Below are 18,895 nucleotides of genomic sequence, written 5' to 3' on the forward strand. Positions count from 1 at the left end.
ATATTACCTCGTTCCTGGCTTGCATTGGCTTTCAATGACTTGCAGTGGCTTGGGCCTCCCTGGCGTGGCGAGAACACTCTCTTGTAATTCTAGTTTGGAATGCGACATGCCGCGATCTTCCACGCCTCGGGGCAATGACTTACTTGATACAGCTCAGTAAGCATTACCGCCTTCTTCATGGACCTTCTCCACCACCACGATACCCGAACGGCTTACCACCACCTTCCAACGCGCCAACAACGGTGACGAACCACTGCCACTTTCCTTCACCACCAGATTGAACAGATGGCGACGCTCAACGCTTTCACGCACTGCCTGGCCATCCTTGAGCCGATAGATATAGTGTTTTTCCTTGCCCATCAAACGCGTCAGCATGCCAATATCCAGCGACAGAGTTTCGCGGGTATGCTGATAACCGCTGAGAAAGCGGGTCGGCGACATCCGTGAGCTTGATCGATAGTGAACGATGACCTCTTCTCGTTGTGCCACCTTGCGTTTTCGCACGCGCTGAATATCCTCGTCGAGCGAGGCAAAGCGCGTGTAATCGAACCATTCCAACTGGCGCCCCACCAATACATTGTGCGTGGCATCGAAATAGTGGCGCCGCCACTTGGGACGCCCCTTGCGCAACAGGCGCCACAAGGTATTGCGTAAATCATCCTTGAAGACTTCCCGCATGGCATACAGCAGTGCAATGGCCAGCACCAGCAAGGCTGTCACGTCGCCCATGTAGTTACGCAGGTATAAAAGACCCAGCGAGACAAAAACCATCACCACCGCCGTGGCCAAGCCCTTGACCGCTCTTTGCTCTCCTCCCCCGAGTTCCTGGGTACGCTGCTTCAGGGTGATCGGATATTCAATCAGGCGGCGCAGCAGGCGCATCTTGTTGGACATGCGCGTCGGATCCCGGTTGACGCGTTCGGCGTTGTACTGTTGCTGCTGGCGGTAGTCACTTTCATATCGACACAGGTCAACGTAATGCCGACGAACCTCGGAAAATTCATTTCCTCGAGGTAAATGCGCCACTAGGGCCAGCAGTTGTTGTTCGGTAAACCAGGACAGGTAGTTGTCGATATTGGCAAAGTACTTGTGCAGCGCTTCGTCCTTGGGCCGGTTACGTCTCAGACGCTTGAGGATGCCTTCACTCAGCTCGCTGACCTCGGTCAATTGAGCTTCCAGTTCGGGGCCGAGTCGCTGCTGTGTCGGGTCGCTCTTGTGCAGTTCTTCATCACGCCACGCCTTGCGCAGAATACGAACGTTTTCCAGCATCGCCTGGGTACTGCGTTCCATGGCCACGACGTATTGATAGGCATACAGGCTCAAGTTAAGCCGGTAATGTTCCGTGCCTAGGCGATTGCGGCTGGACAGCCGGCTATATACCAATGGCAGGTGATGCTCATCACTGTAATAGGTCCGCGCGACATGCACACCGCTGTGGTAGAGCGCTTCTTCGGAGATGACTTGCGTACTCAGCCCCAGTTCGCTGGGAACAAACAAATACACGTCCAGATGATGAGAAGTTTCCTCCTGAAGCGTACGGGATATCCGCAGCTGAAAGCTGTTTTTGCGTTCTACGCTGATCACCCGAACAAACTCCTGCTCTACTGGATGCCTTAAGGTTATACCATATGGATATGGTACCGAGGTTGTCATACTGATCCAGAGCGACCATTTCCCGCCATGTTCATTAAAACGTGACGAGAAACAGCTAGCCGCCCAAGCCTTCGTCCATTTTCAACACATCAAACAGGCCTATGAATATTTGAGTTACTTATCACCTTGCTCGCCACCGGTGGAAGCATAGGCCTGACTGTCGGGGTCGCCCTGGGCATGAGCCTGGGAACGCCGTAACCCTGCTTGCTTGTATTCATCACCTTTGGCGTACTCTGCCTCCGTCGGCCGAGGCGCCTCCTGGGGAGCGGCGGGGTGAACCCGTCGACTATCATGCTCGGTTTTGGGTTCCAATGAGTCGCTGGCCTTGTCTTCCAGCTCGCCGGTTTTGCCTTCCACACTGATGCTCATGCGCGGCATCGCCATATCCAGCCCCTGCTCTTCCATACGTTGCTTGAGCAACAGGTTGAAGGCGCGCGCCACGTCCCACTGCATTTCCGGCGCGGTACGAAAGCGCATCCGCAAGATAGCCCCACCTTCATCAAAACGATCAATCCCCTGGGGTTCCAGCGGTGACCAGATGTGGTGACGCATCATGGGATCCTTGCGCAGCTCCATCGCGGTTTCCTGCATCAAGTGCATGGCATCGTCGATCGGCATGGCATGCGGCACACGAATCCGCATCAGGGCGATGCCGAACTGGCGCGACATGTTGTGGATTGACTCAATCCGGCTGAAGGTGATGATATGCACTACCCCATCCAGGTCACGCAGGCGCACGGTACGCAGAGTCAGTCCTTCCACCGTCCCCGTGTGGCTGTTGATCTGCACGAAATCATCCACCGCCAGCGAATCTTCGATCAGAATGAAAATACCGGTGATCAAATCCTGCACCAAGGTCTGGGCACCAAAACCCAGCGCCAGACCGATGACACCGGCACCTGCCAACAGCGGGGTCACATTTACCCCCAGGTTTGCCAGCCCCACAATGGCGGTAATGATCAGAATGGTGACGAAGATCACATTACGGATCATTGGGGTAATCGTTTGGGCTCGTGCCTGGTTGACACGCCGCCCCCGCGAGCGCGCCGATGAGGTCAGGGCACGCTGAATCGCGGTATCGGCAAAAATCCAGATCAACCAAGCCAGTAGTAGCGTAAGCCCGAGACTCGCAATCGCCTGGCCGATACGCGCACTGGCCATGCCTTGCTGCCCCCATCCCCACAACGAACCACCCCATACCTGGACAGAGAGCTCGGCAAAGATCCCCCAGGCGCAGATATGCCCCAATACATAACCGAAGCGTTCCAGTCGTTTACGATACTGGCTACGCCGATGATGATGGCGACGCTTGCCCATACGCTCGGCATGGCGACGCAGCAGTCCTGTGACCACCAGCGTCAGTACCAGCAAGCCAGCCGATATGATCGAGCGTGCCAGTGCAGTACCTACCCCTCCCACGGTAATGAAAATTGCCAACAACGAGCCGCCGACCACCAGCAATGCTGGCACATGCCAGAGCGCACCCAGTACCCGGACCAATTCAACCACGGTTCCCGCATCACGCCGCTGAGGATAAGAACGGTTACAGATCAAATGGCGAATCGGGCGCTTGAACTTGAGGATGAAGCGCGCACTGATCAGTGCCGCCAGCATGTTTGCCAAGACCGATACCAGGCTTGAAAGCTCTTCCCCCAGCATGTCTACAAGGCGGCTGGAATTGACCGCATCGCCCAGCGCAATCAAGGCGCCGATGACGAATAACCAACGCAGCGCGCGTCGCTGTAGAAGCTGCACGGCGGTAAACCGGTGCCCACGACTGAACACCGCAATGACGGTTTCAAACACCACCGACAACGCCCGCCCGAATAGGCATACATAGGCCAACACCAGTACCAGCACGCGCCCTGGGCTATAAGCCAACAGCTGGGATACGCCCAGCACCAACACGAAAGCGAGTGCCCAAGGCAGCATGCGTCGCAGAAAATGCACCGCCAGCAGCCAGGCCGGGGGATCACGTGGCAGATCCAGCGGCCACTGTCGACGCCTGGCCACCAAGCGCCCAAGAGCAATCAGCATCACTAGCGAGCCAACCCAGACCAGCCCCAGAATTGCCCCGCTGGCGCTGACACGAATGGCTTCACTGGCATCGGCACTTTCCATCAGGTTACGCAGGTCTTCCGCCCCTTGGGATAGCTGGCGCGACCATTCGTTAATGGGTGATGTGTCGGCCTCCGCCTGCTCCCCCAAGTCAGTCAAGGTGTCCGCCAGCGCACCCAGTAGGCCCTGGCGCGCACCGGATTCCTCGCCGGCTTCATGGGCCATCTGCAAGTCACGCAGTGACTCCAGCAGCTCATTGCGACGCTCGCTATCTTCCAAGGTGGTGATGATGTTATCCAACGAGCGTTGAAATGATTCGCTATCCGCTTGTGTGTTTTCCTGGTTTCCATTCATCCCCGGCAGGCTCAATGTCTGCGCCTGTACCGGCGCCACCATCAGTGCCGTGAAGATAAACAGCCCTAGCATTATCTTGGCTACGCTTGCCTTGAGCCCCGTCTTGATTAATTCTGTTTTCAATAACATGATCTTGAATAACATCGCCTCGAATAACATCGTCTTTCTTGGCTGCTGTATTACCTTGTGCTGTCGCACCTGCTTCTCCTGGCTGGCAAGGGTGGCGGCCTGTGGCTAAGACCAACCGGGGGTATGATAGACTTAAGGTGATATTCGTTCACCTCACAGGATGCCGAGATGACGTTGCAAGCACCACCCGAACGGGATAATTTTGAAGGCCTGCCACGACATATCGGGGTGGAAATTGAATTTGCCGGTTTGCCGCCCCGGGACACCGCATTGATTATACGCGACCTCTTTGGTGGCGAGCTCAACGTCATCAGCCCTCACCGCCTTAACGTGGACGGCACGCGCTGGGGCAAGTTCGGTATCGAACTGGATACCCAGTACGCGCACCCGGACACGGCGGTGCTTGAAGAAAGCCCCCATCAAGATAGCGAGTGGGAACGTCAGCGTCACCAGATGCGGATCGAGTTTCACCAAAAGACCCGTGAGCTTATCGGCGACATGGTCTCGGGTCTGGTGCCCACGGAAATCGTCTGCCCGCCTGTTCCCTGGAACGAACTGGAGGAGCTCGACAGCTTATTCGATGCCTTGCGTGAACACGGCGCCAAGGGCACGGATGCCAGCCTACTCTATGGATTCGGCCTGCATTTGAACCCGGAAGTGGCCAGTCTGGAGGTGGATGATATTCTGGCTCAGTTGCGCGCCTATTTACTGATGGCGGTCTGGTTACGTGAAGAAATCAAGGTAGATATCACCCGAGAAGTGCTGCCTCACGCTAACCCCTTTCCCAAGGAATACGCGCTGAAAGTATTGAATAGCTCTTATACACCGGATCTCGATACCCTGATCGAGGATTACATCGCCTACAACCCCACACGCAACCGCGAACTGGACATGTTCCCCCTGTTTGCCTACCTACGCCCGGAGCACCCTCACGAGTTGATGCAGAATAAATTGGTCAAACCGCGCCCCACCTTTCATTACCGCCTGCCCAATGCGCAACTTTCACAACCTGGCTGGGGTGCAGTCGTGGAATGGAATCGCTGGGTGGAAGTCGAGAAACTCGCTGCACGGCGCGACGTGCTCATGGCGCGTTGCAAAGAATACGTGGCCGACCATGCCCGCTCACCAGTGACACGCTGGCTGGAAAAAATCCGTCACTGGCTGAGAGAGGGATAATACGCCTATGTCACGCCCCTTGATCGGCATCACCACCTCGGATGCCAAGAGTCGCCTTGCCTGGTGGTTTGACTGGTTCGCCGTCTGGCGTCATGGCGGGCGCCCTCTGCGCTTATCGCCTTCGCGTGCCCTGCCGGATACTCTGGATGGGCTGATCATCGGGGGTGGCGACGATATCGAAGCACACCTCTATGGCGGCGAAGTGCAATTGGACGTACGGGTCGATCCCCAGCGCGACAAGCTCGAGCTGCAATTGCTCGAAACCTTCATTCCCAAGGGCACACCGGTGCTCGGCATCTGCCGCGGTGCCCAGCTGATCAACGTCCACCTGGGTGGCACCCTGGATCCGGATATCTACACCACTCATGAAGGACTCAAGCAACGGCGTACCGTGCTACCGCGCAAGACGGTGGACATCGTCGGCGACAGCCAGCTTTACCGCATTCTGCGAGTCAGCTGGTGTCGCATCAACAGCCTTCATCATCAGGCGGTGCAGAAGACTGGTCCCGGCATCAGGATCGTCGCCCGCGACCGCAACGGCCTGGTCCAGGGAATCGAGTCAACCGAGCATGACTTTCTGATCGGCGTGCAGTGGCACCCCGAATGGCTGATTTTCAACCGCCCCCAGCAGCGCCTGATTCGCGCCCTGGTCAAGGCCGCCCGGCGGGTGCAACACGACTAGCAAGCACGTCACTAGCTGTGATGTGAAGCGATGCGCCGCGATGCCAGGCGATCGGCAAGCCGCGTGGGCTCGGGCAGTTTGGTGCGCCCCAAGCACTGAATCACCCAGTCAAGCGCCGTGGGAAGGCTGATGCGATGGCCCGGCGAGACAAAGATCGGTTTCACGCCTTGGCGTGAGCGCAGTACCACGCCGATGGTTTCCTGCTGCTCTCCCCGGCCGTCGAGAAGCGGCACCCAGTCGCCGCGCTCGGGTCCTGGCTCGCCGTGGCGACCGCAAAGCCGCGACTTGGCCACACCGATGCTGGGCAGGTCGAGCCACAGGCCCAGATGGCTGGCCACACCCAGACGCCGCGGATGGGCAATGCCCTGGCCGTCGACCATGACAAGCTCCGGCCGGATACTAAGTTTGCCGAAGGCGGCAAGGGCCGCGGGCAACTCGCGGAAGGAAAGCAGCCCCGGAATGTAGGGCATGCGGGTCGGCTCGCGGTGCACCACCTCTTCCACCACACCAAGAGATGGCCACTCGAGCACCACCACGGCTGCCCGGGTGACCTCGCCACCAGCCTCGAAGCCGATATCCACCCCGGCAAGATGGCGCACCGGCGCCAGGCGATCCTCCAGCTCCACACACGAGGCCAGGCGCCGCTGCAGGGCGATGGCCGCCTTCGGGTCCAGATTCCAGTCATGCAGCGGTTGCGAAATCATCGCAGTTCTCCTGAAGAAGCGACTTCACAACGCTTCACCATTCCCATGGGTTTTCCAGCTCCTGAGCGCGTTCGGCTGCTTCACGCAACACACACTCATTTGGTTGTCCTGCTGTTTAGGGAATCCTCATGGTAGGCTATTTTTCCGCTTTACGAATAGCCAGTCGAAAATCCCTTTCTGTCTGCTGGAGTCGCTTACATGGCGCAACTTCTCATCGTCAAGACCGGCAATGCCTTTCCCGAAGTCATCGATGCTCACGGCAACTTCGAGGCGCTATTCCAGCGACAGCTGGAAACCGCCCTGCCACCCGGCTTGACACTTCAGGTGTTCGACGCCCCACGCGAAAGCCCGCTACCTGAACTTTCTTCGCTCGCAGGGATCGTGATTACCGGCTCACATAGCATGGTAAGTGCGGCCGAGCCCTGGAGTGAAGCGCTCAAGCCTTGGCTTGTCGAGGCACTTGAACGTGATATCCCCATGCTCGGGGTATGTTACGGCCATCAACTGATGGCATCGGCATTCGGCGGGGTCAGTGATTATCATCCAGCCGGGCGCGAATCCGGCACACGCCAGGTGACGCTCAATGAATACGCACAAGGCGACCCCTTGTTGGGTGAATTGCCCCAGCAGTTTCACGCACATCTGACCCACGCTCAATCGGTATTGAGGCCGCCTGAAAATACTCGAATACTCGCTGGAAACAAGCATGACCCCTACCAAGCGCTGCGTTATGGTCCGCACCAGTGGAGCGTACAATTTCACCCTGAGTTCACCGTACCGGTGATGCATGCTTACCTGGAACGCCAACGTAGCGCCTTGCGTGAACAAGGCGAAGACCCGCAGGTGTTGATGGATGCCGTCAGACCCACTCCGGAAGCCACCGCCTTGCTCCCACGGTTTGTTTCGCTATTGGGTTAACGCCAGCACCCTGAACAGGCAGGCCGACACCCATTCATGCTGAGCTCACCCCTGACGCAAAAGCCTCCGCAACCGAAATTTTCGGTGCGGAGGCTTGTTTAATTGCCGGGCTTATGCCCGGCCTGGATCAGGCGCGTTCGCGGCGACTAATCGGCGCATCATCTTCTTGGCGACGACGCGGCGCACGCTCGGGAGCACCGCTGTCTTCGCTGATTTCCAGTTGACGACCGGCTACACGGGCGCGTGCCATCTTGACCAGAATACTGGGCGGCAAGCCATTGGGCAGCTCGACCACGGAGAAGGCGTTACGAATATCGATACGACCGATACGCGCACCTTCAATACCGCCTTCGTTGGCCAGCGCCCCTACCAACTGGCCGGGTTTCACGCCGTCCTGATGGCCGACGGACACGCGATAGCGGGTCATGCCTTCGCTAGGCCCGGCATTGCGGTCACGACGTGGCTTGGCATCACGCGTGGTAGCACCACGCTCTTTCTCTTTCTCTTTACGCGGCGCCTGCAGACGACCGATCGGTGCTTCGTCAGCACGCGCCATGGCCGAGAAAGAGCACGCCAGCTCGATCGGGTCATGACCCTCTTCCACCAGGCGCTCAATCAACGCACGTTGCTCATCGGCACCTTTGGTCAAGGAGGCGATAACCCGCTGATGGAAAATCTCGTCACGGTGAGCACGGATAGCCGCTTCATCCGGGACGGCCATTTCGCTCAGTTTCTGGCCGGTAGCTTGTTCGATCCAGCCCACTTTGCGGCCTTCGCGGAAACCGACGAAGGTAATCGCCACCCCGGTGCGACCGGCACGGCCGGTGCGGCCGATACGGTGTGTATAGGCTTCGCTATCCTGGGGCAAGTCATAGTTGATGATGTGGGTAAGACGCGACACATCCAGACCACGCGCCGCCACGTCGGTGGCGATCAGAATATCGACCTTGCCACGCTTCAGGCGAGTAATGGTGCGCTCGCGCAGGCTTTGATCCAGGTCACCCGAAAGGCTGGCCACGCTCAGACCGCGAGCGGACAACTGTTCCATCAGGGTGGTACAGGCAGCCCGGGTCCGCACGAAGACGATGGCACCGTCGACGGGCTCGACTTCGAGGATACGGGCCAATGCTTCCAGCTTGGCGCCGCCATCGACGCGCACCAGACGCTGTTCGATGCTTGCGGCGGTACCCACGGCGGAGGCAATTGCAACCTTGACCGGGTCGACCAGATAACGGTTGACGATGCGCTCGATTTCAGTCGGCAGAGTCGCCGAGAAGAACACACGCTGGGCATCCTTGGGGGTGTCGGCAACCACACGCTTGACGTCATCGATAAAGCCCATGCGCAGCATTTCGTCGGCTTCATCCAGCACCAGGGCTGAGAGGCCGTCGAGCTTGAGGCTACCGCGATCCAGGTGGTCGATCACTCGACCCGGCGTGCCGACCACGACTTGTGCGCCACGCTTGAGCGCGCCCAGCTGTTCGCGATATTCCTGGCCGCCACATAGTGTCGCCACTTCCAGGCCTTTCATGTTCTGGCCGTACTTGCTGAACGACATGGCAACTTGCTGGGCCAGCTCGCGAGTAGGTGCCAGTACGAGCACCTGGGGCTGGCGACGCTGAATGTCGAGACGCGACAGCAACGGCAATGCAAAAGCAGCGGTTTTGCCGGTACCGGTCTGGGCCTGGCCCAGCATATCGCGGCCTTCGAGCAGCGCAGGGATGGTTTGCGCCTGAATCGGCGACGGCGTTTCATAGCCCTGTGCTTCAACAGCGGACAGGACGGCAGGCAACAAGGAGAGGTCGCCGAAGCTCGGCGAGGTAACAGAAGTCGTGGTCATTAATTAATCACACCTTGGTAGACCGGTTTTTTTACCGGCAAATAACATCTAAAGCGTCCCTGACTCTGTCAACGATTGGATTCCAATCGGCATAATACGAATGCCCTCTTGAGGGCGGCATCAAATTGAGTCGGGGACACCGGTCGCGCCTAGCATTTGTTCTGGGTAGCCAACCGGCTATTTCACCAGAACACTGTGGCGACCTTACTGCGCCGATTTCACCCGGGTGGTGAAATGCTGGAGGCGCGCCATCTTCACAGCAATGAACATCAGCAAACGGCTTGATGTTCGCGCAAGCTTGCCATGCAGGCAAAGGCTTGTATCGTCGTGATGGAGGGGTCAACACATGCGAGGAATGCGCATCCTACCATTATCATCGCCGCCTGGCCAATTTTTTCCTTGTTTCTCCTGAAGAAAGATGAGAACTACCACGCTTGCGTCTGTTGGAATTTCAACTAGCCTGAAAATATCTATCAAAAACAGTCGCAAGATGTTTCGTCAGTCCAAGGAGGCACGCAATGAACTGGGATCAAGTGGAAGGCAAGTGGACGGAACTCAAAGGTAAGGCCCGTGCCAGTTGGGGAGAGCTGACGGACGATGACTTGGATCAGATTGATGGTAAACGTGAACAGTTGGTAGGTAAGCTTCAGCAAAAATACGGCTTAGCACGTGAGGAAGCTGACAAGCAGGCCGACGAATGGGCGAAAGACCTTGATAAGGAAACATGAAATGCGCAAGGCGACACTCACTTTAGCAGTTGCGGCAATTGCCAGCGGTTACGCATTGGGAACGCATGCATCCGATGACGCTCAACCACACGGCTCTCAGAATCCCCAAGGCCTGTATTCGGCAGAAGATATTCTGGATGCCGATGTCTTTTTTGCTCACAATGTTGATGAAGAAATCGGTGAAGTGGAAGACATTCTGTTCGATGACGCAATGAGCATCAGTGCGCTTGTAATTGAAAGCGGCGACATTCTCGGGCTCGGTGGGCGTGAAATCGTCATCGAGCCGGAGTATTTCAAGCTGGAAACGAGCACCGAGGGAGACGGCGATACCGAGCACCGGATACTTATCGATGCATCTTCCGAAGAAGTGGAAAATTTCCCTACCTATGATCGCGACTGGTGGGAACAGGCCAAACAGAACACTAGAGAGGCCTGGCAGAACACTCGCCAGGATGTGGAAAGTGCTTGGCAGCGCACACGTGAGGCCATAGAAAATAACTGAACGAACTAATTAAAGTTAAAAACGTTAATATCCCTTCTAAAGGAAAATAGCGGCGAACCAAGGTTCGCCGCTATTTTCATCTCAACCACTCTTTTCAGCCGAGCTTCTTTTTACGCACGCCTCGCCCGACTAACCGTTCGCGGTCATGGGGACGTTCCAGGGCCAGTATCGGACCGGCCGGTACGATCCGGGTGGGATTGATAGTGTCATGGCTGTAATAATAATGGCGCTTGATGTGATCCATATCCACGGTTTCCGCCACACCCGGCCACTGGTATAGCTCGCGAACGTAATTCGACAAGTTCGGGAAATCTTCGATACGTTTCAGATTACATTTGAAATGGCCGTAATATACCGCATCGAAACGGACGAGCGTGGTGAAGAGCCGAATGTCCGCTTCGGTAAACCACTCTCCGGCCAGGTAACGCTGTCGGCTCAGGCGGGCTTCCATCCTCTCCAGTGCTTCAAACAACGCCTTGACGTGTTTTTCGTAAACATCTTGCTCGGTGGCAAAGCCGGATTTATAGACCCCGTTGTTGATATGGTCGTAGACATCGGCGTTCACTTCATCGATCGTCTCACGCAGATCGAGCGGATAAAAATCCAGGTCATTACCGCTGAGATCGTCAAAGGCATCGTTGAAGATACGCAGCAGGTCGGCGGATTCATTATTGACGATGGTATTGCGCTTCTTGTCCCATAATACCGGCACGGTCACTCGGCCAGTATAATGAGGGTCCGTCATGGTATACAGCTGGTGGTGATACTCCACCTGATTGACAGGGTCGCCACTAGCCCCCTCCCGGGTATTGTAGGTCCATCCATGTTCCAGCATCAGAGGACTGACATGCGATGTGTCTATCAGCGAATCGAGCCCCTTGAGGCGACGCATGATCAAGGTGCGATGTGCCCATGGGCAGGCCAATGAAACATAGAGGTGATAGCGGTTTGCCTCGGCCGGAAGCACCTTGCGCTCGCCTTCTTCACTGCGCGCTTCGTCGCTGACCCAATCGCGCAGTTGTGCCGATTCACGCACAAACTCGCCACCATGCTTTTTGGTGTCGTACCACTGATCGTGCCACACCCCATTAACCAAGCGTCCCATTGAATGTCTCCTGAAAAGGGTTTGTTTGCGTCTCTTTTCAGCATACGCCCAAGTGTGCCCGGCTCAAGTGGAGGTTTTGCGCCCATTCATTCGATCACATCGAACCATGTGGCTGGCACTCGACCACCGCCCGTCTCAGTGCTTCGGCCATGGCATGTGCTGCCGGGCCTGCTCTGTCGCGATCGCGAAAGATCAACTGCATAGGCACTTCCCGGATACCACCGGCGGCCAGGGGCAAGGGTTTTAACAGGCCGGAAGCCAAGGCCTCTCCAATACGTGTTTCCGGCATCCAGGCAAACCCCAGGCCACGCTTGAGCATGTCCATGGAGGTATCCAGGTGGCTCACCGTCCAGCGTTGCTCGGCTTTCAGCCAACCGGCACTGGCAGACTGGCGTAACGCGGAATCGCGCACCACCAGCTGGCGATGCTGAGTCAAATCACGCAGGTCCAGCGCTCGACCCAAACGGTGCAGAGGATGGTTCGGATGCGCCACGGCCACAAAACGAACCGTGACCATGGGTATGCCGAGAAATCCCTGCGCCTCGATGCCTGTCACCACTAGATCGGCTCGGCCGTCATAAAGCATTTCAATGCCGCCATTAAGCACGCTTTCATGCAACTGGACACGAACCTGCGGGTAAGTTGCCGAAAAGCTCTCCAACGCCTTGGCTTGTGCGGCGGCGGGAAATATCTGATCAATGGCCACGACCACTTCCGCTTCGAGCCCTGCCGCTAATCGCGTTGCCACATCTTCAAGCGAGGCGGCACTTTCGATCAATTGGCGTGCTCGGCGCAAAAGCAACTCACCAGCTTCCGTCAAACGCACCTGACGGCCGATGGGCTCCAATACCTGCACGCCCAACTGCTCTTCAAGCTTATGAACCGCGTGATTCAGCGTGGAGGGACTTTTATGCACGGCTTCGGCAGCACGTGCAAAGCCTCCATAGTCAACCACAGCGGCCAACATCTGCCACTGCGCAAGCGTTACCCGAGACATTTCGATTTCCTCGATGCAAAACAGCGAAACAATCCGCTTAATATTCGAAAAAATCTCACTAGAATGCCATTAAATCACAGCTGAACGCTGTAACCGACCGCGAATTGCTTCAAAGACACTTATCGGAGGCCTAAATGGCATTGTCCACTCAGCGCGTTATCGATCATCTTATAATGCGGGTATCGCTCATCTTGCATTGTCACCTCACGGCAATGTGACGTTCGCCACACCCGCCGCCACCCTGCTGGCTTATGTGTTTGAAGGGCAACTTGAATATGGCGACAAGCATGTACGAGCCGGAGAGCTGGCAAGGTTTGCGCCTGGCAATGAGCTATTCCTGACGGCTTCCGGGGGTGCTCAAGCATTACTTGCTGAGCGGCGAACCACATCATGAACCTATCGCTCACTACGGTCCTTTTGTAATGAACGAACAACATGAACTCGAGCAGGCATTGCAGGATTACCGTAATGGTTCCTTCGGGGCTTTTTTATAGAGGATAGAGTCATTTTTCTCCCCTATGACTTTAACTACCACCGATGAAACTAATTAACACAAAAATTAACAATAAATAGCAAACACTGTTCTAGGTAGGAAAGGTGCTATTATTGCTTCCTTTATTACCTGAAAGAGCAGGTTTTTGTATGGGCATACAGTCTATGCACTCCTGCTTGCATGGGGTAAGGTTTATCAGCTTTTTCATAGTTTGGTTACCTCTTTCACTGATTTTGGCGGTCTTATTACCCATGTTGCGAATCCTTCATTCGCTGCCCCGCACGCATAAACTGTTACTTTTACCTGTGGCGACCATGGTCACAGTGCTGGGCGCACAAAAGTTATTGACGACATTTAATGATTTTTCTACTCCTACTACATCTCTGGAAAGTGTACTGGTACCGCTTCCCGCCGACTCCCGCCCTGGGGTGCCCTCTCTTCGCCAAGAACAAACGCCGGTAGCCGACGCCATCGGACGTGCCTCGCGCGCACTGGATGCCACTCGGGAACATATTCCCTTAAACGAGCTCACCGCCACCGAGATCGTTGACCTTGATGTCATTGTTGCCGCAGAAGCGAATATTGCCGCTCAGCCTCCCGAAGACACCTTCACCCCACTTGACGATGGCTCGCTGCACATGGCGATGGTGATAGGTACCCTGGCCAGCGGCATGCCCGACAGCTCACCGACTCTAGCCACGCTTGCCGATACTTCCATGGAAAACGACTCGGAAATAGGCGATGCCACTTCCTACGATGACTACGCCACCGATCTCGACGTTTTTGACGACATTTCCTTTCTCGACCTGGAGCTTGCCGCGGAAGAAACCTTCGTCCCAGAATGGACCACCCATAGCGTGGCTTCCGGAGAGACCTTCGCCATTCTAGCGCAAAACCAACTGGGGCTGGGATATAGCCGAGTCCTCGAACTGTTGGCCGACCTCCCCGACCAGCGGCTGTTGACTCATTGGCGAGCCGGGCAGAGTTTCGACTACAAGCTCGATGCACAGGGTGAGTTGCTCTCACTGCGCATGATGAAAAATACCCGTGAAGGTGTACTGATCGAGCGTGAAGGAAGCCAGTTCGCCGTCACCGGTATACAGCGTCATGGTGAACCGGTTCAACGCCTATACGCCGGCAGTGTCAGCGGTAGTTTTGCCCGCTCGGCCCAAGCCACCGGCCTGAATAGCGGCGCCGTTACCGAATTGACCCGCCTGCTCGAACAAAAACTTGATTTTCGCCGCGACAGCCGTCGCGGCGACCGTTTTCAGGTATTGCTCGAGTCCGACATGATCGAAGGTGAAACCCTCGATTCTCGTGTCCTGGCCGTTCAATATGAAGGCGCACGCATGGATTTGACCTTGGTGCGCAACCTGACGGACAACAACTTCTATACCCCCGACGGCAGCAGCCTTGATCCTGCTTTTTCTCGCTACCCCTTTGAAGGCAGCTATCGTCTGAGCTCAAATTTCAACCCGCGACGCAAGCATCCTGTGACAGGGCGCATCAGTCCCCATAACGGCACCGACTTTGCCATGCCGATTGGCACTCCCGTCACTTCACCAGCGACTGGTCGCGTAGAGCGCGTCGGCAACCACCATGCAGCCGGGCGTTATATCGTCATTCGTCATGACAATGGTTACCGTACCCGCTATCTACACCTGTCGCGCCCTCTGGTCGGCCGTGGCGACCGAGTCGAGATGGGAGAGCGTATCGCCCTGTCAGGCAATACCGGACGTAGCACCGGCCCTCATTTGCATTATGAAGTCATCGTCAACAACTCTCCGGTCAACGCCATGAACGTCGAGTTACCGGAAAACCGTAGCCTGAACGGCGAGAGCCTGGAAGCCTTCAAGCGCCAGACCCAGCCGATCATGGTCGCGTTGCAAAGCGGCGAAGCGGGCACCATCAGCGTGGCGCAGGCGGGTAACGACGAGGAAGATGAAGGCTAACCTTCACTTCTCGGTGAAAGTAAGACGCCGATGACATTGAAAAAGCGCCGCTACCTGCCAGATGAACAGAGTAGCGGCGCTTTTTCATGGCTTGAAATTGATCGGTTGGTTCTCTCGTCTAGCTGTTCTCCCGGCTAGTTAAGGGGACGCTGCAACTTGGCAAGCACTTTTTGATCACGCTGATAGATATCCGGGCGAAATTCCACATTGCCCTGAGCATCAGGCCAGGCAGTCACATAACCCAGTGTCACAGGGATATGTTGCGGCAATCGCACCGTCCGGTCGCTGCCACTGCCGTTCAGCAAGCGGCTCAACCGCTGCTTGCTTCCACTGTCTTCCAGTAGCAGCTGGGCAAATTCCTCAGCATTTTCAACACGTACACAACCGGAACTCAGGGCACGCTGCTCACGCCTGAATAGACCTTGCGCTGGCGTATCGTGCAGGTAAATCATATGGTCGTTGGGAAAGCGGATCACCACGTCACCCAAGGGATTTCCCGGTCCTGCTACCTGGCGCAGCATTATATTGCCCGGTGCCGACCAATCAATCGAGTCAGGTGAAAGAGGCTCACCGTTCGCATTCAATACCCGAATATTATTCCGGGCAAGATACTCCTGATCACGCCGCACTTCGGGCAAGACGTCTTCACGTAAAATCGTCGGCGGCAGCGTCCAGGACGGGTTGAGGGTCAGATGCGTAATCGCCGAGTGAATGAGTGGCGTATCCCGCCCGGACCTGCCGACCACTACCTTTGAACGCCATCGCTCGCCATCCGGGCGAAAATAATGCAACCGGTAACCGGCGATATCCACCCAGACCCTCGGCGTGTCCCGGGGAATCGACGTCATCCAGCGTGCGCGTTCCAGATTGACGCGCAACTGATCGACACGTGAAGAGAGTGAGATATTGAGTGCCGCCAGGGTTTGACGACCGATAACCCCATCCGCCTCAAGCAAGTGGCGCCGCTGAAAGCGTTTGACCGCAGCCTCGAGCGTCTCGTCAAAATAAAGCGGCTGAGGTGAACTAACGGCAATTTCAGGATAAGCGTCTCTGTCCGCGCGCATCACCTCAGGCTCACCCACCTGGACCAGACGCCTGCGCAGCAGAGCCACATCCTCATGGGTCATGCCAGGGCGCAGGGCTTCATTGCGACTCGGCAAATAGCCCAAGGAGGCCTGTGCAGGCTGGTTGGCCAACCCCCGGTAATAGCGAAGCGCATCACGCAAAGATTGATATTCACTGGTGCCGGGGCGCGCCAGGGCAAACACAGCGTCAAGGTTCCGGGCATCGACGCCCTGCACCACCTTGGACAGGTTGTAGCGCCTTGAGTCCAGTTCAGTTTCCCAGTTTTCCAGCGTTTCCTGTGGATTTATCTTGCCGCGTTCCAGATGATCCAGGGCAAGCAGCAACTGACGCGTGGCCCGAAGCTCGAACACCGCTTGTGTATCGGCATCCGCTTGCTGAGCCTGCCGGTAAGCTGCCAGTAACTGTGACGCCTGATAATTTTCGGGTTCGAGACCATCGTCTTCGAGGTGCTCCAATGCCTTGACCAAGGCCTCGACCGCGGCCTCTTCCTGCCAGACCGGCTGATTTTCGTGTAACCGGTAAAACGCATCCACCGGTAGATCGTTTTCCGGCAATCCGGCCAAACGCTGCATCAATGTCTCTGATAGCGCTTCCGGCTCCGCAACATCGTCGTGGGTCGCTGCAAGCAGGCCATGTGACAGGACCAGACATAAGGCTAGCCCCCCTACCCATCGCCTCTTCAACTTGATACCTTTCATCGTCCACTCCTTGCGTTACGACTGCTACAATTCTATCAGCCTTGTTTACCCTTCTTGCGGAATCTTTCAGTATGGCGGCACACTCAAACGCTACAGTATTGTTGTTTACATTACCGTTTTCTCTATTACCCCTCATCACACATGCCGATACATTCATGTCCCGGATTAACGGCAGTTCACCGCCAATTTCAGGATCACTTGAGCATCGTCTGGCTCAACTTGCTCCCCATGCCAACCCACATGTACTACAACTTGCCGCCAAAGCCTTGTCATGTGCCGCACCCAGTGCCCAGCGTCTGGCAGTGATTGATTTTTCGTTGCCCTCCACCGAAGAGCGCCTTTGGGTTTTCGACCTGCAACAGCAGACCCTGCTGTTCGAAGAACTGGTATCGCATGGAAGCGGCTCGGGAGACGCCAAGGCCGAAATCTTTTCCAACACCCCGGAAAGCTACCAGTCGAGCATCGGTTTGTTTCGCACCATGAACAGCTACTACGGACGTAACGGTTATTCTTTACGCCTGGAAGGACTGGAACCCAATATCAATGACCTGGCTTACGAGCGCGCCATCGTGATCCATGGCGCCGACTACGTCAGCGATGATTTTATCCAGCAAACCGGTAGACTGGGACGCAGCCAGGGATGCCCTGCCGTGCGTGAAGAAATCACTTATCCCTTGATCGACAGCCTCAAGGACGAGCAATACGTCTTTGCCTATTACCCTGATCAGGAGTGGCTGGAAACCTCAGCGTTTCTCGCCTGCTCCTCTCCTGCCGGTCACCTCGCCCAACGCTGATGCTGCAAAACGACATAATGTCGCAAATGAAGAAAACACTCCCCAATGATGCGGGCATACTCTTACGAACTTTCTCGATGATACCTTTCTTTTCAAGCTGATTTTCAAGCAGCGGGTTGCACCGCGACACAAGATTTATCATGCTGAAGTCTCCTCTTATTTCGATCATGGAGAGTTCTCATGCATAAAGGTGTTGTGTTGATTACCGGTGCCTCCAGCGGCATAGGTGCCGCCACAGCTAGAGCGGCTTCACGAGAAGGGTACAAACTGGTACTGGCCGCCCGCTCTCATGAAAAGCTCGAGGCCCTGGGGCAGGAGCTGGGAACGGACAATGTCATGACCTGCAGTGTCGATGTCACCGACATGGAGCAGCTTCAGAGCATGGTCGAGCAGGCGATGGAGCGTTTCGGACGTCTCGATGCGGTCTTTGCCAACGCGGGCCGAGGCGGCTCCCCCGGCGGCTTTAGCGAGGCCGACCATCACAGCTGGCGGGAAATGATCCTGACCAATATTTACGGGGTCGGCCTGACCCTACAGGCCTGCTTGCCGGCGCTGCGGCATAGCAAGGGCCATGTATTGCTGACCGGCTCCGCCGCCGGGCGAGCCACCATTCCCGGTTCGATGTACAGCGCCACCAAATGGGCGGTTACCGGGATCGGCTATAACCTGCGCGAGGAACTGCGCGGCACGGGAATACGCGTCACCTTGATCGAACCGGGCATGGTGGACACCCCCTTCTTCGACGAACCTCCCGCCCATGCATTGGAAGATCGCGACATCGCCAATGCGGTCATTTATGCACTCGGGCAGCCGCGCCATGTCGATGTCAACGAAATCCTGATACGCCCTACCCCACCGGAAGAGTGACCGCTGCTCAACGCCGAGAATTCCTGGCTGCGCCAAGGATTGGTTTATTTTTTCCGAGATCGTTTGCAATTCCCGGTAGCGACCCTCATAACAGTTATTAGCAAGCAGGCTAAGTATTGAGTCTGACATTCGATGCCACCTTTCGGATGCCCGCGCATC

Annotated in this window: 16 protein-coding genes; 9 read left to right on the plus strand and 7 right to left on the minus strand. The window is 56.4% G+C overall.

Annotation, left to right across the window (positions count from 1 at the left end; genetic code table 11):
• Positions 1 to 153: 153 nt before the first annotated feature.
• Together GPM19_RS02575 and GPM19_RS02580 are read right to left on the minus strand one after the other, a co-directional pair.
• On the minus strand, positions 154 to 1,584 hold the full coding sequence (locus GPM19_RS02575) for a hypothetical protein (protein ID WP_160417333.1): 1,431 nt from the start codon (positions 1,582 to 1,584) through the stop codon (positions 154 to 156).
• Positions 1,585 to 1,767: 183 nt separating this feature from the next.
• Positions 1,768 to 4,137: a mechanosensitive ion channel domain-containing protein gene (locus GPM19_RS02580; protein ID WP_160417629.1), complete on the minus strand. Its 2,370-nt coding sequence runs from the start codon at positions 4,135 to 4,137 to the stop codon at positions 1,768 to 1,770.
• Positions 4,138 to 4,362: 225 nt separating this feature from the next.
• Between GPM19_RS02580 and GPM19_RS02585 the strand changes: the two genes are divergently transcribed.
• Both GPM19_RS02585 and GPM19_RS02590 read left to right on the plus strand, forming a co-directional pair.
• Complete coding sequence (locus GPM19_RS02585; protein WP_160417334.1) at positions 4,363 to 5,370, plus strand: amidoligase family protein; 1,008 nt, start codon at positions 4,363 to 4,365, stop codon at positions 5,368 to 5,370.
• Positions 5,371 to 5,377: 7 nt separating this feature from the next.
• A complete protein-coding gene (locus tag GPM19_RS02590; protein ID WP_160417335.1) occupies positions 5,378 to 6,052 on the plus strand; it encodes a gamma-glutamyl-gamma-aminobutyrate hydrolase family protein in 675 nt (224 codons plus the stop codon).
• 11 nt (positions 6,053 to 6,063) lie between these two features.
• Here GPM19_RS02590 and nfi read toward each other — a convergent pair whose 3' ends face one another.
• Positions 6,064 to 6,753: a deoxyribonuclease V gene (gene nfi, locus GPM19_RS02595; protein ID WP_160417630.1), complete on the minus strand. Its 690-nt coding sequence runs from the start codon at positions 6,751 to 6,753 to the stop codon at positions 6,064 to 6,066.
• Between the two features lie 201 nt (positions 6,754 to 6,954).
• On the opposite strand from nfi, the gene GPM19_RS02600 reads away from it, so the two are divergent.
• Positions 6,955 to 7,674, plus strand: coding sequence for a glutamine amidotransferase (locus GPM19_RS02600; RefSeq protein ID WP_160417336.1), 720 nt, complete (start codon positions 6,955 to 6,957; stop codon positions 7,672 to 7,674).
• 127 nt (positions 7,675 to 7,801) lie between these two features.
• Here GPM19_RS02600 and GPM19_RS02605 read toward each other — a convergent pair whose 3' ends face one another.
• Positions 7,802 to 9,514 carry a DEAD/DEAH box helicase gene (locus tag GPM19_RS02605; RefSeq protein WP_160417337.1) on the minus strand — a complete coding sequence of 571 codons (1,713 nt, stop codon included), beginning with the start codon at positions 9,512 to 9,514 and terminating at the stop codon, positions 7,802 to 7,804.
• Between the two features lie 518 nt (positions 9,515 to 10,032).
• Between GPM19_RS02605 and GPM19_RS02610 the strand changes: the two genes are divergently transcribed.
• Positions 10,033 to 10,242: a CsbD family protein gene (locus GPM19_RS02610; protein ID WP_160417338.1), complete on the plus strand. Its 210-nt coding sequence runs from the start codon at positions 10,033 to 10,035 to the stop codon at positions 10,240 to 10,242.
• A 1-nt stretch (position 10,243) separates the two neighbouring features.
• On the plus strand, positions 10,244 to 10,744 hold the full coding sequence (locus GPM19_RS02615) for a PRC-barrel domain-containing protein (protein WP_160417339.1): 501 nt from the start codon (positions 10,244 to 10,246) through the stop codon (positions 10,742 to 10,744).
• 94 nt (positions 10,745 to 10,838) lie between these two features.
• Here GPM19_RS02615 and GPM19_RS02620 read toward each other — a convergent pair whose 3' ends face one another.
• Together GPM19_RS02620 and GPM19_RS02625 are read right to left on the minus strand one after the other, a co-directional pair.
• Complete coding sequence (locus GPM19_RS02620; RefSeq protein ID WP_160417340.1) at positions 10,839 to 11,849, minus strand: glutathione S-transferase family protein; 1,011 nt, start codon at positions 11,847 to 11,849, stop codon at positions 10,839 to 10,841.
• 94 nt (positions 11,850 to 11,943) lie between these two features.
• Positions 11,944 to 12,846 carry a LysR family transcriptional regulator gene (locus tag GPM19_RS02625; RefSeq protein WP_160417341.1) on the minus strand — a complete coding sequence of 301 codons (903 nt, stop codon included), beginning with the start codon at positions 12,844 to 12,846 and terminating at the stop codon, positions 11,944 to 11,946.
• A gap of 353 nt (positions 12,847 to 13,199) precedes the next feature.
• On the opposite strand from GPM19_RS02625, the gene GPM19_RS15510 reads away from it, so the two are divergent.
• The gene (locus GPM19_RS15510) at positions 13,200 to 13,340 is read left to right on the plus strand and encodes a pirin-like C-terminal cupin domain-containing protein (RefSeq protein WP_319928082.1); all 141 of its coding nucleotides are present in this window, start codon (positions 13,200 to 13,202) and stop codon (positions 13,338 to 13,340) included.
• Positions 13,341 to 13,590: 250 nt separating this feature from the next.
• A complete protein-coding gene (locus GPM19_RS02640; protein WP_160417343.1) occupies positions 13,591 to 15,291 on the plus strand; it encodes a peptidoglycan DD-metalloendopeptidase family protein in 1,701 nt (566 codons plus the stop codon).
• Between the two features lie 134 nt (positions 15,292 to 15,425).
• Here the strand turns inward: GPM19_RS02640 and GPM19_RS02645 are convergent, their stop codons facing one another.
• Positions 15,426 to 17,075, minus strand: coding sequence for a L,D-transpeptidase family protein (locus GPM19_RS02645; protein ID WP_160417344.1), 1,650 nt, complete (start codon positions 17,073 to 17,075; stop codon positions 15,426 to 15,428).
• Between the two features lie 71 nt (positions 17,076 to 17,146).
• On the opposite strand from GPM19_RS02645, the gene GPM19_RS02650 reads away from it, so the two are divergent.
• Positions 17,147 to 17,869, plus strand: a complete 723-nt coding sequence (locus tag GPM19_RS02650) for a murein L,D-transpeptidase catalytic domain family protein (RefSeq protein WP_160417345.1) — start codon at positions 17,147 to 17,149, stop codon at positions 17,867 to 17,869.
• A 180-nt stretch (positions 17,870 to 18,049) separates the two neighbouring features.
• On the plus strand, positions 18,050 to 18,736 hold the full coding sequence (locus tag GPM19_RS02655; protein ID WP_160417346.1) for an SDR family oxidoreductase: 687 nt from the start codon (positions 18,050 to 18,052) through the stop codon (positions 18,734 to 18,736).
• Positions 18,737 to 18,895: the final 159 nt, after the last annotated feature.

It is taken from the genome of Vreelandella zhuhanensis (assembly GCF_009793355.1).
Lineage (GTDB): Bacteria > Pseudomonadota > Gammaproteobacteria > Pseudomonadales > Halomonadaceae > Vreelandella > Vreelandella zhuhanensis.

Coding starts and splice junctions, on each gene's coding strand:
- GPM19_RS02580 (WP_160417629.1), bottom strand. CDS start 4,137: ATGCTAGGGCTGTTTATCTTCACGGCACTGATGGTGGCGCCGGTACAG.
- GPM19_RS02615 (WP_160417339.1), top strand. CDS start 10,244: ATGCGCAAGGCGACACTCACTTTAGCAGTTGCGGCAATTGCCAGCGGT.
- GPM19_RS02590 (WP_160417335.1), top strand. CDS start 5,378: ATGTCACGCCCCTTGATCGGCATCACCACCTCGGATGCCAAGAGTCGC.
- GPM19_RS02600 (WP_160417336.1), top strand. CDS start 6,955: ATGGCGCAACTTCTCATCGTCAAGACCGGCAATGCCTTTCCCGAAGTC.
- GPM19_RS02605 (WP_160417337.1), bottom strand. CDS start 9,514: ATGACCACGACTTCTGTTACCTCGCCGAGCTTCGGCGACCTCTCCTTG.
- GPM19_RS02585 (WP_160417334.1), top strand. CDS start 4,363: ATGACGTTGCAAGCACCACCCGAACGGGATAATTTTGAAGGCCTGCCA.
- GPM19_RS02620 (WP_160417340.1), bottom strand. CDS start 11,849: ATGGGACGCTTGGTTAATGGGGTGTGGCACGATCAGTGGTACGACACC.
- GPM19_RS02645 (WP_160417344.1), bottom strand. CDS start 17,075: ATGAAAGGTATCAAGTTGAAGAGGCGATGGGTAGGGGGGCTAGCCTTA.
- GPM19_RS02610 (WP_160417338.1), top strand. CDS start 10,033: ATGAACTGGGATCAAGTGGAAGGCAAGTGGACGGAACTCAAAGGTAAG.
- GPM19_RS02650 (WP_160417345.1), top strand. CDS start 17,147: ATGGCGGCACACTCAAACGCTACAGTATTGTTGTTTACATTACCGTTT.
- GPM19_RS02625 (WP_160417341.1), bottom strand. CDS start 12,846: ATGTCTCGGGTAACGCTTGCGCAGTGGCAGATGTTGGCCGCTGTGGTT.
- GPM19_RS02640 (WP_160417343.1), top strand. CDS start 13,591: ATGTTGCGAATCCTTCATTCGCTGCCCCGCACGCATAAACTGTTACTT.
- GPM19_RS02655 (WP_160417346.1), top strand. CDS start 18,050: ATGCATAAAGGTGTTGTGTTGATTACCGGTGCCTCCAGCGGCATAGGT.